Below are 15,676 nucleotides of genomic sequence, written 5' to 3'. Positions count from 1 at the left end.
AATGGGGGTCTGCATTCCGTCCTCTGGTCTTTTCGCTGCTTGATCTGCATGAGAGGCCTTAAAGTGCCGCACATCGTGGCCTGACAGAAAGCGCACCCATGCCGACAGATTCCCGTTCCAATTCGCGAGGTATTCTCCTCGTCATCCTGTCGATGGCGGCATTTGCCGGCGAGGACGCCCTGATCAAACTCCTGTCCGGGGGCTATTCCGTCGGTCAGATCCTGTTGATGATCAACATCCTCGCGGCTGTGTTTTTCGTCATCGTGGCACGCCTCAACGGAGACGCCATCTTTGCGAGACAAAACTGGCGTCCGCTCCTCGTGCTCAGAGCCTCAACCGAAGGCATCGGCGCGCTCCTCTTTGCCACGGCCCTAGCGAAAGTGGAAATCTCCGTCGTTGCCGCCGTGTTCCAGACCACGCCGCTCGCCACAACAATGGGGGCTGCGCTCTTTCTGAATGAGAAAGTCGGCTGGCGGCGCTGGCTCGCCATTATCATCGGCTTCTTTGGCGTGCTACTGATCGTGCGCCCGGGGGGCGAAGCGTTTAATCCCTTTGTGCTCATGGTTCTGGGCACCGTCGTCCTGATCACCGCCCGCGACCTGATCACCCGCAATATGGATGTGTCCGTGCCGTCGTCTGTTGTGGCCTTCCAAGGCCTCGGCGCAATCGCCCCCACAGCGCTTCTCCTGATGCTCCTCTCCGGCTCCGACCTGATCGTGCCAGGGGCCGCCGATATGACGCGCGTTGTTTTCGCTGCCCTCGGGGGCATCATTGGCTACATCACCCTCATCACAGCGCTCCGTATCGCGGATACCGGCGTGATCATGCCCTTCCGCTTCTCGCGTCTCGTGTTCTCGATCCTGTTGGGCGTGCTCATCTTCGCAGAGCGCCCCGACGCGCTCACGATCACCGGCTCGCTCCTCATCCTCGCCTCTGGCCTCTACACCTTCCTGCGCGAACGCAAACTCGCGAAATTGGCCAAGAAAACCGCCGCAGAAGAGCTACAGACGCACGGGTTTTGAGGGCCATCCCCCGCAATTTGCCCCAGATCAGAGCGCCTTACGTGCCTACGTGGCATGCACCGTGCATGAACAACGCTAAATGTTTGCGCCTAAGGTGCCGCTCCGCCTGTTGACCTACCCGCCCCGGCTGGTATCAAGCACGTGACTGGCCCGCCAACCTTAGTACAAAGGGACTACCTCTCATGAGCACCATCATCGACATTATCGGTCGTGAAATCCTCGACAGCCGCGGCAACCCGACCGTGGAAGTGGACGTCATCCTCGAAGACGGCACCATGGGCCGTGCCGCTGTTCCGTCCGGTGCTTCCACCGGCGCACACGAAGCCGTTGAAAAGCGTGATGGCGACAAAGGCCGTTACATGGGCAAAGGCGTGCTCGAAGCCGTCGCTGCCGTGAACGGCGAGATTTGCGAAGCCCTCGTCGGCATGGATGCGACGGAGCAGGAAGCCCTCGACGCCGTCATGATCGAACTGGACGGCACCCCGAACAAAGGCCGGCTCGGCGCCAACGCCATCCTCGGCGTGTCCCTCGCCGCTGCCAAAGCCGCTGCTGACTACTCCGCCCTGCCGCTCTACCGCTACGTTGGCGGTTCTGCTGCCCGCGTTCTGCCGGTTCCGATGATGAACATCATCAACGGCGGTGAGCACGCAGACAACCCGATCGACTTCCAGGAATTCATGATCATGCCGGTGTCGGCAACGAACGTGAAAGAAGCGATCCGCATGGGCGCGGAAGTGTTCCACACCCTGAAAAAAGAGCTCTCCGCCGCTGGCTACAACACCGGCATCGGTGACGAGGGCGGCTTTGCGCCGAACATCTCCTCCACCCGTGAGGCACTCGACTTCGTTCTCGCAGCGATCGAGAAAGCCGGCTACAAACCGGGCGAAGACATCTACCTCGCACTCGACTGCGCCTCGACCGAATACTACGAGGGCGGCAAATACGAGATGAAGGGCGAAGGCAAATCCCTCACTTCCGAGGAAAACGCCGACTACCTCGTCGAGCTGTGCAACGACTACCCGATCATCTCCATCGAAGACGGCATGGCCGAAGACGACTGGGCCGGTTGGAAACTCCTCACCGAGAAACTCGGCGACAAAGTGCAACTCGTGGGTGACGACCTCTTCGTGACCAACCCGGAGCGCCTCGCCTCCGGCATCGAGCAAGGCGTTGCCAACTCCATGCTCGTGAAAGTGAACCAGATCGGCTCCCTCTCCGAGACGCTCAAAGCTGTCGATATGGCCCACCGCGCCCGCTACACCAACGTGATGTCGCACCGCTCCGGCGAAACCGAGGACGCCACCATCGCCGACCTCGCCGTCGCCACCAACTGCGGCCAGATCAAAACCGGCTCCATGTCCCGTTCTGATCGGATGGCCAAATACAACCAGCTGATCCGCATCGAGGAACAACTGGGCGCCACGGCAGAATACGCAGGGACGTCGATCCTGAAGAAGTAATCTTCAACGCTTTACGAATGAAAGAAGCCCCGCCAGATTGGTGGGGCTTTTTGTTTTGATATTTGGAACAGCGATGACAAAAAAACTAATAATTATCGGTAATGGCTTGGGCATGGCACTAGACCCAGATCACTTCTCTTTGATGAAAGCTATGACGCGAGTTTGGGAAAGCGGCACGCTTTCCACGAAAGAAAAAGAATTGATCGGGGCTCTGGAGGGCATTGAAACAGAAACAGGGCCGACATCAGAGGAGGAATTGATCTCAACTCAAATCGCATTGACGCTTTTATCAGATTTCAGAAGCCGTTTGGGCAAAGAAGCTTTGGATACTTGGTTCACTGCTGATGCCAAAGACTTTCCAAACACACTGCGAAAATACATTTTTGAGGTCGCGCACGAACTTTACTCCTACGAAATCTCAGCGGAGAAAGCGAAACAATGGCAAGCCTTCACTCAAAACCTTATCTCCTTCATCGTTACCACATTGAGCCACGTAGCGACTTTGAATTACGACGATCTTCTATATGAAAAAATCGTAAATGGCGTAGAGATGCCTGATGGCACCTTACTAAGACCAAGCAGTCGGCAAAGTGAGAGCGGTCCGCCTTATACAAAAGATGGATTTATCAGTGGCGTATTCAATCCAGATTGCTTCGATTGGAACGGCGAGTGCGGATCCTATCTGCACCTTCACGGAACACCACTTTTCGTTACTAAAAATCGCGTACCGCAGAAGCTGCAAAGACACAGTTTAGATTATTCTCAGGATACGCGTCGTCGCCATATCGTGCTCGCAAACCCAAAAGACAAACGAGAGATAATTGATCAATCCGTAATCTTGAAAAACTTCTGGGATGTTCAACTTCCCCGATGCATCAAAGAAGCAGACGAGATAATTGTATTTGGATATAGCGGTTTAGACGAACATCTGAACGAACTTCTTAGAGACGAGGAAACCACTCCTAAGTGGGTTATTGAATGGTCAGGTTCGCGCCATTTTTCATCAAGCGATGAATTCAATGACGAAGAGGAAATAGAGCCAACGCAGTTTTGGAATTCAGCGCTTGGTGACAACGTCAGCTTGATAAGGCCAGACGACGTCTTGGAATTCACCGATTGGGAAAATCCCTCTGATTTCATTCCTTTCTAACCCCTCACCCCCCGTGGTGCTGCCCCATCATCCGTTCATGCACGGCCATCATGCCCCGTTCGGCCATATCCGATACCTCGGCGGCGTGCACATGTAGGGCGGCGACGATCTCCGGATCGTCTGAGGTTTGCACCACGACGATCCCGTCGTCCGTCACCTCGATCTCCGTGTCTATCGCGCCGGTGCGGGCGAAGAAGATGTCGAGGGTGGGGGACTGGATGAACACCTGAGGGTCGCGGCCTTCTTCGACGCGGTTGGTCATGCCGACGACGTGGCTTACGAGGGCGTCCATGACGGCGGGATCGGACGACCGCGTCACGGTGCGGATACCGTTGGGGAGGTTTTCGACCTCGCGCGAGAGGGTCGTGAAGTTCTTGAACATCACTTCCATCTCAAGGCTTTCCTCAACCGTCGCGTCATAGCCGCGCAGACCGGGCATGTTGACCTCATCATGCCCCGTCCCGTCGGCGCCATGCATGTGGCCCATCCCGTTGTGCGTGGATTGGGCAAAGGCGGGCGCAGCAGTTAGGCAGAAAAGAAGGACGAGGTGTTTCATGTTGGCTCCCTGAACAGTCCACCCCTCGTAGCACACACACGCCCGCCCGAGGGATCAAATTCTCGCGAAAGGGCCCTGTTCCGGATTGCGCCTTCCGTCCGCGCGCGCGGCGTGGTCTACAACGGGGGAGCAAGAGACGAGAGGACCGATGAGCACAGATACCTTCGCCCTGCCGGACGGCATCCACGAATTGCCAGCGGGCAAACTCGCCGCTGTTGTGACCTATCTGGAAATGTTCGCGCGCCCTGCCCCGCGGGATGTCGCCGCGCCCGAAGGTGTGGCGTTCGTGCCGCAACCGGACCCCTCGCCGGAGTTCTACCGCGCGCTCTATCGGCGGATCGGGGAGGACTGGCTCTGGTTCTCTCGCATGTATCTCGATGACGCGGCGCTCTCCGCGATCATCACGCATGAGGACGTCGATCTCTATACTATGCGCAAGGACGGTGTGGACCTCGGGATGCTGGAGCTTGATTTCCGCGATCCTGAGAACACAGAGCTTGCGTTCTTCGGGCTGCATAGCGACCTGATCGGCACGGGCGCGGGGCGCTATCTCATGGAGCAGGCGCTGACGCTTGCGTTCGAGCGGCCGATCAAGCGGCTGTTTGTCCACACCTGCACCCTCGACAGTCCGCAGGCGGTGGGGTTTTACATCCGCTCGGGATTTGTCCCCTACGGCCGCGCCATCGAGATCATGGACGACCCGCGCATCGGTGGCCCTCTCCCGGAGAGCGCGGCGGGGCACATCCCACTGATCAAATGAAAAAGGCCCCGCGCACTGCAGGGCCTCTTCATATCGTATCAACTATGCCTTACGGGCACGGTGCCGTGTAATAGGTGCCGTCGCCATTGGAATACGCACAGGTCGCGGAGTTCGTGTTCTTCGCAACAAGGCTACCAGTCGCAGCGCCCGCGAGGGTCGCAACCGTGGTCCAGTTGTCATTCGCGTCCAGAGCGTCGGCCGTCAGGTAGCCAATGCCTGCGCCTGCGGCGGCGCCAAAGGCGGTGCTCGCGTCCGTGTTGCTCATAGTACATGCGCCGAGAAGCGGTGCAGCGACGGCCATCGCCATAAGAATTGTCTTGGACATCAGAGTGTCTCCCGTATCTTTTGTGTCTGACTATCCAACCCCGCTCGGGCGCATCGGGTTCCGAGATTGTGACCCGACGTGAGCTAAGACGCGCCGAACATAGAAGCAGAGCATTGAAAACATGACAGAAAAAATTTCCGCAGACACTCTGATCGCGACACTCGACCTGACCCCGCACCCAGAGGGCGGCTATTATCGCCAAACGTGGATTGCAGAGAGCGAGGACGGCGCACGGCCTGTGGGCACCTGCATTTATTTCCTGCTCACTGAAGGGGAACGGAGCCATTGGCACCGCGTCGATGCGGTGGAAATCTGGCACTATTACGCAGGCGCGCCGCTCATCCTCTCGATGGCAGAAAAGGATGAGGGCCCCGCCCGAGAGGTGATCCTCGGGCCGGACATCCTCGCCGGGCAATCCCCGCAACTCATCGTGCCGAAAGACCACTGGCAGGCTGCTCAGACGACAGGCGACTGGACGCTCGTCGGCTGCACGGTGTCCCCTGCATTTCAGTTCGACGGCTTTGAACTCGCGCCCGCGGGCTTTGACATCCCTGTCTGACGTCAGTCCGGCAACACCCGACCGACGACACGGCTGGAGAGGAAAAACGCGATCGGCCCGACACCGAGCGAGAAGATGAAGGCGATCGGCCAAGCGGTGATGAAATGGCGCATCCACTCTGCGATCCAGTTCGGATGCAAACCGCCGTCAATCGCAGGCAGGAGCGAGCCGAAAATCAGGGTCATGAAGAACGCCATCATGCAGGAAATGAAGACCTGCGCCAGAATGATGGTGAATTTGTCTTTTTTGCGGGTGTTGTCGTCAATCATGGGTGTCTCGTCTTTCTTAGAGACGGGAAGAGCGCATGAAAAAGGCACCCCTCCCGGTTGGGATGGATGCCGCGGGTTCTGTCGACTAACTCCAGAATCGCACGACTCAGATGCGATTCAGGGGGCGGGATAACCGAACCGCCCTCACGTTTTCCGGCTGGCACTATTTAAGAAATGGAACCAATCCGGTCAAGACGATCCAACTATGCTAAATGGCAAAGAATTTCACGCCACACTTCTGCCATCTTTCCACAAAATGGTATGGATTAACGGACTAGATTACGCAGAGTAATTGGCTATATTGGAGTTGTTAGTCAGTACCGGGGGGGGAACCAGTTAGCACAGTTTCCCACAGTGCCTAGTATCCACGCGCTGGTCGAATAGTTCATGAAGGAAACTTCGTGTTCAATTCGGCTAGTTGCGTTTTGAAATCCCCTAAATTTCATACCGAAAATGCCGTGTCAAACGGCCTGAGCCGCGCTTTTTTCGCTCGCACCGATCTCTTTTTCTGCGATAGCAAAGACTTATGCCGCAGGCGCATCTACACCTTCGGTCGCGTGGGTCTCGCGACGCGACCCACTATGGTCCGGATAGGTCACCGCACTCCGCCTCCCCTACCGTTTCCGTGCCGGAGATAATCATGCACGAAAACACCTCCGGCAGATCCTGTAGGGAGGGACAAATGAATCTGATTACTGCACTCGCCATTTCGATTGGCACCTTGGCCGCCGTGGCCACCTATCTGTGCCTTGGCACATCCGCCGGACTACAGGTCTGGGCACTATTCGTCGGATGGGGCGCATTTTATCACACGGGCGGCGGCGCGGCCTCCATCGGCAAATGCGCGATCAACCATGCGTGGGGCGCGATAGTTGCGACACTCGCCCTCTTCGTCGTCGCGACTGTCGGCGGTTCTGTCGCAGTGACCTCCATTATTGTCGGCGTCTCGGTGGTCGCGCTCGTCCTCGGCGCGCATATTCCGGCCCTCGCGACCATTCCAGCCGCGGTTTACGGCTATGCCTCGACGGCGGCCTTCGCTCTGCTGTCCGGCGTCACCATTGGCGACCTTGGTGCCTCTGCCGGAGCGACAGCGATGGTCCTGGTTTCGATGGTGATCGGCAACCTTTTCGGCTTTGCCTCAGAGAAAGGTGCTGGCCTACTGGTCGGTAAGTCCGACACGGCAGAAGCCGAAACGGCATAAATCCACATGTTTTGAAACTTTAAAGCCCCGCTTTGTCAAATATGCATGCGGGGCTTTATTGCTGCGCCGGATGCGCGACTACTCGGTCGGCTCAGACACACGCCCCCCGCCGATTGGCAGGCGCACCCCCGTCGTCCTGGGCGCAGATGTCGGCAATCCACGCAGAATGCGCACCGCGAGAAAGGCAAAGGCCTGCGCCTCCAACAGATCACCATCAAGCTCGATATCTTCAACCGTGAGAACCGGACATGCGAGCGCCTCATCCAGCATCCCCATCAGTGTCGCGTTGAGCCGCCCACCGCCGCCCACATAGACCGCAGACGGCGGCACAGGACAGAGTTTTACGCCTTCAACGACTGCCGCCACGGCACAGGCGGTCAGCGTGGCCGCCGCATCCTCGTCCGGCAGGTCTTTGACAGCTTCCAAAAGGCTATGAAAATCGTTTCGGTCCAGTGACTTCGGCGGTTCCTTCGCAAAGTAAGGCCGTTCGAGAAACGCCGCGACAATCTCCGCTTCCACCTGTCCAGAGGCCGCCAGAGCGCCATCCTCATCAAACCCGAGGCCCAGACGGCTGAGCATCAAATCATTCACCGGCGCATTCGCAGGCCCCGTGTCAAAGGCGAGCAGCGCGCCCTCCGCCGCGGGATCGACAAAGCTCGGGTCAATCCACGTCAGATTCCCTACGCCCCCCATGTTTAGAAACGCGACCGGTTCTTCCGCCCCGATATGGCGGGCCAGTGCGTGATGATAGAACGGCGCAAGCGGCGCGCCCTGCCCGCCCATCTCGACATCCGCCGTCCGGAAATCCCAAACGACCGGCACGCCAAAGGTGTCTGCGAGCACACTGCCGTCACCCGCCTGATAGGTCCGCCCCTCATGCGGCGCGTGGTTGAAGGTCTGACCATGAAACGCCACAAGATCAAAGGGTTCCCCGATCGCGGTGAGCGCCTCGGCATGGGCACTCTCGATCAGGTCCGTGACCTCTGCGGAGGCCTCCCATGTCCCCAATGCGCTCCTCAGCAGGCTTTGCTCCGCCTCGGTATACTCACGCATATGGCCGGGGCCAAAGCTGACAATCGTCTCGCCATCCGTTTCCAGAATGGCGATATCCACCCCGTCCAGAGAGGTCCCTGACATGCATCCGGCAACTCGGATCGACTTTGCCTGTGTGTTCGCGGTCATCACACTCTTTCCCTTTGCGCCCCGCCCCGATATATCAGGCCACACTGAAGCTTGAAACGGATAAAGAGAGCGATGACCTACCATCCCAAATCGGAATTTCTGCGCGTGATCATCGAGCGCGGATTTCTTGCCGATTGCACCAATTTGCAAGAGCTGGACGAAGCCCTGAACAAAGGGATGGTGACCGCCTATATCGGCTATGATGCAACGGCCGCCTCTTTGCACGTCGGGCACCTTCTCAACATCATGCTGCTGCGCTGGTTCCAGAAAACCGGCAACAAGCCGATCACCCTCATGGGCGGCGGCACCACGAAAGTGGGTGACCCGAGCTTCCGCGCCGACGAGCGCCCGCTTCTGACCCCTGCGCAGATCGACTCCAACATCGACGGCATGCAGCAGGTGTTTGCCCGTTACCTCGACTATGACAATGGCGAAAACGTCGCGCTCATGCGCAACAACGCCGAGTGGCTGGACGAACTGAACTACCTCGATTTCCTGCGCGACATCGGGCGGCACTTCTCCGTCAACCGGATGCTGTCTTTTGAATCCGTGAAATCGCGTCTGGATCGGGAGCAATCCCTTTCCTTCCTCGAATTCAACTACATGATCCTGCAGGCCTACGACTTCCTCGAGTTGAACCGCCGTTACGGTTGTCTTTTGCAGATGGGCGGCTCGGATCAATGGGGCAACATCGTCAACGGGATCGACCTCACCCGTCGTGTCCTCGACAACGAAATTTACGGCCTGACCACCCCGCTTTTGACCACGTCCGACGGCAAGAAGATGGGCAAATCTCAGGGCGGCGCGATCTGGCTCAATGCCGAGATGCTGTCTCCCTACGAGTTCTGGCAGTTCTGGCGCAACACGACCGACGCCGACACCGGCCGCTTCCTCAAGCTCTACACCGAGCTTCCCGTCGAGGAATGCGACCGTCTCGGCGCGCTCGAAGGCTCTGAAATCAATCAGGCCAAAATCATCCTCGCCAACGAGGTGACAAAACTCCTGCACGGCGAAGAGGCCGCGAAAGCAGCTGAGGCCACCGCGCGCGAAGTGTTTGAAAAAGGCGGCATGGGGGACGACCTCCCGACCGTGGAATTCACCGCAGAAGAATTCGGCGAAGGCATCTCCATCGTCCAGCTGTTCGTCAAAACCGGCCTCTCCGGCTCCGGCAAAGAGGCCAAGCGCCTGTTCGCGGACAACGGTGCCAAGGTGAACGATCAGGACCACAAGGACGCGGGCCTGTTTGTCACGCCGGACATGCTCAAAGAGCCGATGAAACTCTCCGCTGGCAAGAAACGCCACGCGCTGGTCGTCCTGAAAGACTGATCTTCTTCTTGGCAAAAATACTCAAAACAAAACGGCGCCCCGAGAGGCGCCGTTTTTCGTAAGAGCGTGTCGTTAGATCGTCGACAGATACCGCCGGATGATGCGGGAGAGCTTTTCCGCCCCGATCGGTGCGGAGGCCTTTGTATGCTCGTGGCTGATATGCTCATTGCCGAGTCCCGCGGCCATATTCGTCACCACAGACACCGCCGCAACTCGCAGCCCGAGAAAGCGGGACAGGATCACTTCAGGCACCGTCGACATCCCCACCGCATCCGCCCCGAGCAGCTTGAGCATCCGGATTTCCGCGGGCGTCTCGAAGTTCGGCCCCGAATACCACGCATAGACCCCGTCAAGGAGCGGTTCACCCTCTTCTTCCGCCGCTTTCGAGAGACCCGCACGGATCGTAGGATCATAAGCTTCTGTGAGGTTCACGAAACGCGCGTCCGTCGGCTCTCCGATGAGCGGCGAACGGCCGGAATAGTTGATGTGATCGCTCAGGAGCATCAGGTTTCCCGGAGGGATGTCTGCACGGAACGACCCGCAGGCGTTGGTGAGGATGAGCTGTTCAATACCCAACTCCTTGAGCACCTCAAGCGGCAGACGCATCGCATCGGCGCGCCCGTTTTCATAGTAGTGCTCACGCCCGCCCAGAACCGCGACTTCGACGCCATTGAGTGTCCCAATCGTTAGCGCCGCCGAATGTCCGGACACACCTGCGTGCGGAAACCCTGCGAGATCGGCATAGGGGATCGACACACCGGACACGGCCTCCGCGAGACTGCCGAGACCGGACCCGAGAATAAAGCCCATACGCGGGGCGGCGTTTGGGGCGGCGGCGCGGATCGTATCGAGGGCGTTGGCGAGGTCGCTCATGGGAACTCCTGTGTTGAGAATCTGACCAATTGGTCCAAGCCAACATGGAGACGAAAAACGGCGCGGAACACAAGGCCCCACGCCGTTTAGAACTCAAATGAACTGCCGATCACTCGGTCGCATCACTCGGTCACCGTGACTTTCACCATGACATCCGGCGCGCCGATGACGGCGCCGTTCGGGCCATCGCCCTTCTTGATCTGCTGAACAACATCCATGCCCTCGGTGACTTGACCGATGACCGTGTATTGGCCGTTCAGGAACGGACCAGGCGCAAACATGATGAAGAACTGGGAGTTGGCAGAGTCCGGATTCTGGCTCCGCGCCATGCCGACGACGCCCGTTTCATACGGCAGATCAGAAAACTCGGCTGGCAGATCGTCATACTGCGACCCGCCCCGACCCGCCATTTGCATGGAGAAGTCGTCTGCGCCCATTTTGCCGAACTGCACGTCGCCCGTCTGTGCCATGAAGCCTGCGATCACGCGGTGGAAGACCACGTTGTCATAGGCGCCCTCAGAGGCAAGCGTCGTGATTTGCGCGACGTGTTTCGGGGCGACGTCTTCGAACAGGTCGATGTGCACGGTGCCGTTGGCCTCACCCGCGATCTCGATGTCGAGACCGGTGGCGAAGGCCGGTGTCGCAAAGAGAGCTGCGACCAGTGCGAGTGCCTTAGACATCTGCGGCCACTTTCACGGAGATCATGCAATCCGGATACATTGGCGGCTCACCACGAGTGATTTTGTCGACGGCTTCCATGCCGGAAATCACGCGGCCATAGACCGTGTACTGGCGGTTCAGGAAGTGGTTGTCGCTGAAGTTGATGAAGAACTGCGAGTTGGCGGAGTTCGGGTTCTGCGAACGGGCTGCGCCGAGCGTGCCGCGGTCATGCGGGATGCCGGAGAATTCAGCCGGAAGATCAGGCAGCTCGGAGCCGCCGGTGCCTGCGCGACGCAAAACGAAGTCTTTGTTCTGGTTGCCGAACTGGACGTCGCCAGTCTGCGCCATGAAGCCATCGATCACGCGGTGAAACACAACACCGTCATAGGCGCCAGCACGCGCTAGTTCTTTCATGCGCTCGGCGTGTTTCGGTGCAATCTCTGGCAGCAGTTCGATCACGACCTCACCGTGCTCAAGTGTCATGATGATCGTGTTTTCTGGATCCTTGATCTCAGCCATGGCGGCCTCCTAACGTGAAATTTGGCGCAGTCTAGTGGCGCAATGCAGGGAGGAAAAGCCCGATCTTGCCCGATCACGTGCCTGCGTCCTCACATCCAGTTGACGTAACGGTGCCGAGCCGTCAAACAAGGGGCGACAGTTGCCCTAACCTTTTTGAAAGGACGCAGAAACATGGCCTGGAAAACGCTCGACGACATGGACCTCAACGGAAAAGTGGTGCTCACCCGCGTGGACATCAACGTGCCCGTGGACGGCGGCAAAGTGACCGACGCCACCCGGATCGAGCGGATCAAACCGACCATTGACGACATCCTCGCCAAAGGCGGCAAACCAGTGCTCATGGCGCATTTCGGTCGCCCGAAAGGTCAGGTTGTCCCGGAAATGAGCCTCGGCCTCATCAAGGACGCGGTTGCAGAGGTGCTCGGCGCGCCGGTAAAATTCGCCAGCGACTGCATCGGCCTCCCAGCCAAAGAGGCTGTTGCGGCACTCGGGGACGGCGAAGTTCTTCTGCTGGAGAACACCCGCTTCCACAAAGGCGAAACCGACAACGACCCGACCTTCGCCGCTTCTCTCGCGGCCCTCGGCGATGTCTATGTGAACGACGCCTTCTCCGCTGCACACCGTGCGCATGGCTCCACCGAAGGCATTGCCAAACTCCTGCCTTCTTGCGCCGGTCGCCTGATGGCGGCGGAGCTCTCCGCTCTTGAAAGCGCGCTTTCCACGCCAGAACGTCCGGTTGTCGCCGTGGTGGGCGGTGCGAAAGTGTCGACCAAGCTCGATCTCCTCGGCAACCTCGTGCGCAAGGTCGACTACCTCGTGATCGGTGGCGGCATGGCCAACACCTTCCTCGCCGCAGAGGGCGTCGATGTGGGCAAATCGCTCTGCGAACACGATCTCGCCGAAACCGCCCGCGAAATCACGAAGAAGGCAGGCGAAGCAGGGTGTGAAATCGTGCTGCCCGTTGACGTCGTGGTTGCCCGCGAATTCAAAGCGAATGCAGAGAATGAGACCGTGCCGACGACCGAGTGCCCGGCAGACGCGATGATCCTCGACGCAGGTCCGAAATCGGTGGAGAAAATCGCGGCCATCTTTGCAGACGCCAAAACGCTGATCTGGAACGGTCCGCTCGGCGCGTTCGAAATCGAACCCTTCGACATGGCGACCAATGCCGCGGCGAGCAAAGCCGCAGAACTGTCCAAAGCGGGCACGCTGATTTCTGTTGCCGGTGGCGGTGACACGGTCGCCGCGTTGAACAAAGCAGGCGCAGCCGACGACTTTACCTACATCTCGACGGCAGGCGGCGCCTTCCTCGAATGGATGGAAGGCAAGGCCCTGCCGGGCGTTGTCGCCCTCGGCTAACGATCCAAACGGCCCGCAGCGATGCGGGCCTTTTTTCGGCCCTGCCCTATGATCCCCGCACAGATCGGCCATTTCTCCCCACTTTGCGCTACATCACAGAACGGTCGGAAAAACGGACGTAGCGTGACGTCGAATCTTCATGCGAGCGCTAGCAACACGACGATTTCAAGTCGTTAGCGCCACCAAGATTGCGAGGCGGGCATCGGTCCGCTAACTCGAATATGTGACCAACTTGCTCCGTGAAAACGCGGGCGAAATTGTGCCAGAGACTGGCGAACAAAGGGAAAGACATGTCTATTCAGGAAATGACCGCAAAGATCGGCGAAGGCCAAGGCTTCATCGCAGCACTCGACCAATCCGGCGGCTCCACGCCGAAAGCCCTGAAACTCTACGGCGTCGAAGAAAGCGAATACTCCAACGACGCGGAAATGTTCGACATGGTCCACGCCATGCGTTCGCGCATCATCCAGTCCCCGTCCTTCACGGGCGAGAAGGTGATCGGCGCGATCCTCTTTGAAATGACGATGGACCGCGAAGTTGGCGGCAAACCGACCTCCCTCTTCCTCTGGGAAGAAAAAGGCGTCGTGCCGTTCCTGAAAATCGACAAAGGCCTCGAAGCCGAAGAAAACGGCGTGCAACTCATGAAGCCGATGCCGGGTCTCGACGACCTGCTCGCCCGTGCCGCTGGCCTCAAAGTGTTCGGCACCAAAGAGCGCTCCGTCATCAACGCTGCGAACCCCGAGGGCATCAAAGCGGTCGTCGACCAGCAGTTCGAAATCGGTGAGCAGGTGATCAAAGCCGGTCTCATGCCGATCCTCGAGCCGGAAGTCACCATCACCATCGCGGACAAAGCCGAAGCCGAAGCCATCCTACGCGACGAAATCCTCAAGCACCTCGATGCCATGGACGAGAGCAAGCAAGTGATGCTCAAGCTGTCTCTGCCGACGGAAGCCAACTTCTACAAACCGCTGGTCGATCACCCGCGCGTTCTCAAAGTTGTGGCCCTCTCCGGTGGCTACGGCCGTGACGAAGCCAACGACATCCTGTCGAAAAACACCGGCATGATCGCCTCCTTCTCCCGCGCTCTCTCCGAAGGCCTGAGCGCCAAGCAGAGCGACGCAGAGTTCGACGCCACCCTCGCCGCCGCCGTCGACAGCATCCAGAAGGCCTCCATCGCAAGCTAACGCGCTATTAGCGCACAGATTTCAAAGGCGTCCCGCCATGGGGCGCCTTTTTTCGTGGGTTCAGACGACCGGATGAACATTTTTTCGCCGGTGATTCGTTTTGGGGATTCACATGACGAATCACCTGTGGCATAAGGTGCCTATGGAGACGCTCCGCCAAAGAGAGGGTCCCGTGAGGCAGTTCGGCATCTTAGATGTCGTATCATATAAAGGTAAGAAGCCTATCATGGCTCATCCGCGTAGAACAGGTCCGCGCAAGCGCCCGTCTTTGATGGTGCTCTTGTATACGGGCGCCGTGGTCACCCTCGGCGCTTACTTCACCTTTGCCGCCGTGCAAGGGGAATACGGACTGTTTCGCCGCTTGCAGATCGAGGCAGAATTGTCCGATCTGCAGGCGGTGAGCGGCAAACTCGACGCAGAGCTTGCCACCATGCGCAACAAGACCCTCCGCATGTCTGACACGTATCTCGACCTCGACCTTCTGGACGAGCAAGCCCGCGATGTGCTGGGCTATTTGCGGTCGGACGAAATCGTTATTCGCTAAACCGTTCAAACAATTGGAAGTGGCCCTCCCATGACACAGATCGCCACCAACAGCCCCGTTTCCACGACCCTGACGCGTCGCAACATGTTGCTCGGCGGCGTCTGCCTTGTTGCACTTGCAAGCTGTAGCGGCGGCAATGGTGGCATGCCGTCGAACCCGGAGGACGCCTGCGCGATCTACCGCGACCGGCCGCACTTCCGAAAAGCGTTTGAAAGCTCGGAGCGCAAATGGGGCGTTCCCGCGTCGTTCCAGATGGCACTGATTTATCAGGAATCCGGCTTCCGCGCGACGGCCCGCCCGCCGAAACGCTATTCCTTCTTCATCATCCCGCGCGGTCGCGCGAGCTCGGCCCGAGGGTATGCGCAGGTGCTCGACGGCACGTGGGACGATTACCGCAACGGCCCCGGCCGTGCAGGCGCGAGCCGCAGCAACATCTACGACTCCGCGGATTTCATCGGATGGTATGTCTCCACGAATAACGCAGCACTTGGCATCTCCAACACAGACGCCCGCAACAGCTATCTCGCCTATCACGAAGGCCGGACAGGTTACGCCCGTGGCTCATACAAGAGCAAATCCTGGCTCCTGAGCACCGCCGACAACGTCGCCGCCCGCGCCGCAAAGTACGAGACGCAGTTGCAGTATTGTAGCCGGTGAGCGGCGCCCGCGCACGCGCCTCTACGGCAATACTTTGACATCATGCAAAAACGTTACGATCTTCACATCA

General features: G+C 58.7%; 18 protein-coding genes. 11 read left to right on the top strand and 7 right to left on the bottom strand.

All coding sequences use genetic code 11. The annotated features are described in order from the left end of the window. Positions 1-98 precede the first annotated feature (98 nt). The 3 genes from LA304_RS14655 (at position 99) to LA304_RS14645 (ending at position 3,632) form a co-directional block, all read left to right on the top strand. On the top strand, positions 99-1,022 hold the full coding sequence (locus LA304_RS14655) for a DMT family transporter (protein WP_224503910.1): 924 nt from the start codon (positions 99-101) through the stop codon (positions 1,020-1,022). Between the two features lie 182 nt (positions 1,023-1,204). After that, positions 1,205-2,482 carry a phosphopyruvate hydratase gene (gene eno, locus LA304_RS14650; protein ID WP_224503909.1) on the top strand — a complete coding sequence of 426 codons (1,278 nt, stop codon included), beginning with the start codon at positions 1,205-1,207 and terminating at the stop codon, positions 2,480-2,482. A 40-nt stretch (positions 2,483-2,522) separates the two neighbouring features. Then, on the top strand, positions 2,523-3,632 hold the full coding sequence (locus tag LA304_RS14645; protein WP_224503908.1) for a hypothetical protein: 1,110 nt from the start codon (positions 2,523-2,525) through the stop codon (positions 3,630-3,632). A gap of 4 nt (positions 3,633-3,636) precedes the next feature. Here LA304_RS14645 and LA304_RS14640 read toward each other — a convergent pair whose 3' ends face one another. Continuing rightward, a complete protein-coding gene (locus LA304_RS14640; RefSeq protein WP_224503907.1) occupies positions 3,637-4,188 on the bottom strand; it encodes a hypothetical protein in 552 nt (183 codons plus the stop codon). Between the two features lie 148 nt (positions 4,189-4,336). On the opposite strand from LA304_RS14640, the gene LA304_RS14635 reads away from it, so the two are divergent. Then, complete coding sequence (locus LA304_RS14635) at positions 4,337-4,948, top strand: GNAT family N-acetyltransferase (RefSeq protein ID WP_224503906.1); 612 nt, start codon at positions 4,337-4,339, stop codon at positions 4,946-4,948. A 49-nt stretch (positions 4,949-4,997) separates the two neighbouring features. On the opposite strand, the gene LA304_RS14630 is transcribed toward LA304_RS14635, so the two are convergent. Further along, the gene (locus LA304_RS14630) at positions 4,998-5,273 is read right to left on the bottom strand and encodes a glucose-6-phosphate isomerase (RefSeq protein ID WP_224503905.1); all 276 of its coding nucleotides are present in this window, start codon (positions 5,271-5,273) and stop codon (positions 4,998-5,000) included. A gap of 133 nt (positions 5,274-5,406) precedes the next feature. Here LA304_RS14630 and LA304_RS14625 point away from each other — a divergent pair, with 133 nt between their 5' ends. Then, on the top strand, positions 5,407-5,832 hold the full coding sequence (locus tag LA304_RS14625) for a cupin domain-containing protein (RefSeq protein WP_224504249.1): 426 nt from the start codon (positions 5,407-5,409) through the stop codon (positions 5,830-5,832). 2 nt (positions 5,833-5,834) lie between these two features. On the opposite strand, the gene LA304_RS14620 is transcribed toward LA304_RS14625, so the two are convergent. Beyond that, positions 5,835-6,101: a DUF2798 domain-containing protein gene (locus tag LA304_RS14620; RefSeq protein WP_224503904.1), complete on the bottom strand. Its 267-nt coding sequence runs from the start codon at positions 6,099-6,101 to the stop codon at positions 5,835-5,837. A gap of 682 nt (positions 6,102-6,783) precedes the next feature. On the opposite strand from LA304_RS14620, the gene LA304_RS14615 reads away from it, so the two are divergent. After that, on the top strand, positions 6,784-7,302 hold the full coding sequence (locus LA304_RS14615) for a DUF1097 domain-containing protein (RefSeq protein ID WP_224503903.1): 519 nt from the start codon (positions 6,784-6,786) through the stop codon (positions 7,300-7,302). A 78-nt stretch (positions 7,303-7,380) separates the two neighbouring features. Here the strand turns inward: LA304_RS14615 and LA304_RS14610 are convergent, their stop codons facing one another. Next, entirely contained in the window at positions 7,381-8,484 is a 1,104-nt protein-coding gene (locus LA304_RS14610; RefSeq protein WP_224503902.1) for an anhydro-N-acetylmuramic acid kinase, read from the bottom strand. 72 nt (positions 8,485-8,556) lie between these two features. On the opposite strand from LA304_RS14610, the gene tyrS reads away from it, so the two are divergent. Beyond that, the gene (gene tyrS / locus LA304_RS14605; protein WP_224503901.1) at positions 8,557-9,810 is read left to right on the top strand and encodes a tyrosine--tRNA ligase; all 1,254 of its coding nucleotides are present in this window, start codon (positions 8,557-8,559) and stop codon (positions 9,808-9,810) included. Positions 9,811-9,882: 72 nt separating this feature from the next. On the opposite strand, the gene LA304_RS14600 is transcribed toward tyrS, so the two are convergent. From LA304_RS14600 to LA304_RS14590, 3 genes are all read right to left on the bottom strand, one after another. Next, entirely contained in the window at positions 9,883-10,683 is an 801-nt protein-coding gene (locus LA304_RS14600; protein ID WP_224503900.1) for a purine-nucleoside phosphorylase, read from the bottom strand. A 122-nt stretch (positions 10,684-10,805) separates the two neighbouring features. Continuing rightward, entirely contained in the window at positions 10,806-11,363 is a 558-nt protein-coding gene (locus LA304_RS14595; RefSeq protein ID WP_224503899.1) for a peptidylprolyl isomerase, read from the bottom strand. Next, positions 11,356-11,862 (bottom strand): peptidylprolyl isomerase, encoded by a 507-nt coding sequence (locus LA304_RS14590; protein ID WP_224503898.1) that lies wholly within the window; start codon positions 11,860-11,862, stop codon positions 11,356-11,358. The genes LA304_RS14595 and LA304_RS14590 overlap by 8 nt, the downstream gene beginning before the upstream one ends. Before the next feature lie 171 nt (positions 11,863-12,033). Here LA304_RS14590 and LA304_RS14585 point away from each other — a divergent pair, with 171 nt between their 5' ends. From LA304_RS14585 to LA304_RS14570, 4 genes are all read left to right on the top strand, one after another. Beyond that, on the top strand, positions 12,034-13,221 hold the full coding sequence (locus LA304_RS14585; protein WP_224503897.1) for a phosphoglycerate kinase: 1,188 nt from the start codon (positions 12,034-12,036) through the stop codon (positions 13,219-13,221). A gap of 290 nt (positions 13,222-13,511) precedes the next feature. Beyond that, positions 13,512-14,405, top strand: a complete 894-nt coding sequence (locus tag LA304_RS14580; RefSeq protein ID WP_224503896.1) for a fructose bisphosphate aldolase — start codon at positions 13,512-13,514, stop codon at positions 14,403-14,405. A 226-nt stretch (positions 14,406-14,631) separates the two neighbouring features. Continuing rightward, entirely contained in the window at positions 14,632-14,949 is a 318-nt protein-coding gene (locus tag LA304_RS14575) for a septum formation initiator family protein (RefSeq protein WP_396022197.1), read from the top strand. A gap of 84 nt (positions 14,950-15,033) precedes the next feature. Next, positions 15,034-15,606 carry a transglycosylase SLT domain-containing protein gene (locus tag LA304_RS14570; protein ID WP_396022203.1) on the top strand — a complete coding sequence of 191 codons (573 nt, stop codon included), beginning with the start codon at positions 15,034-15,036 and terminating at the stop codon, positions 15,604-15,606. Positions 15,607-15,676 lie beyond the last annotated feature (70 nt).

It is taken from the genome of Celeribacter litoreus (assembly GCF_020165855.1).
GTDB lineage: Bacteria > Pseudomonadota > Alphaproteobacteria > Rhodobacterales > Rhodobacteraceae > Celeribacter > Celeribacter litoreus.
Note: the sequence above shows the minus strand (reverse complement) of the source record. Positions and strands in the feature narration are given on the sequence as shown.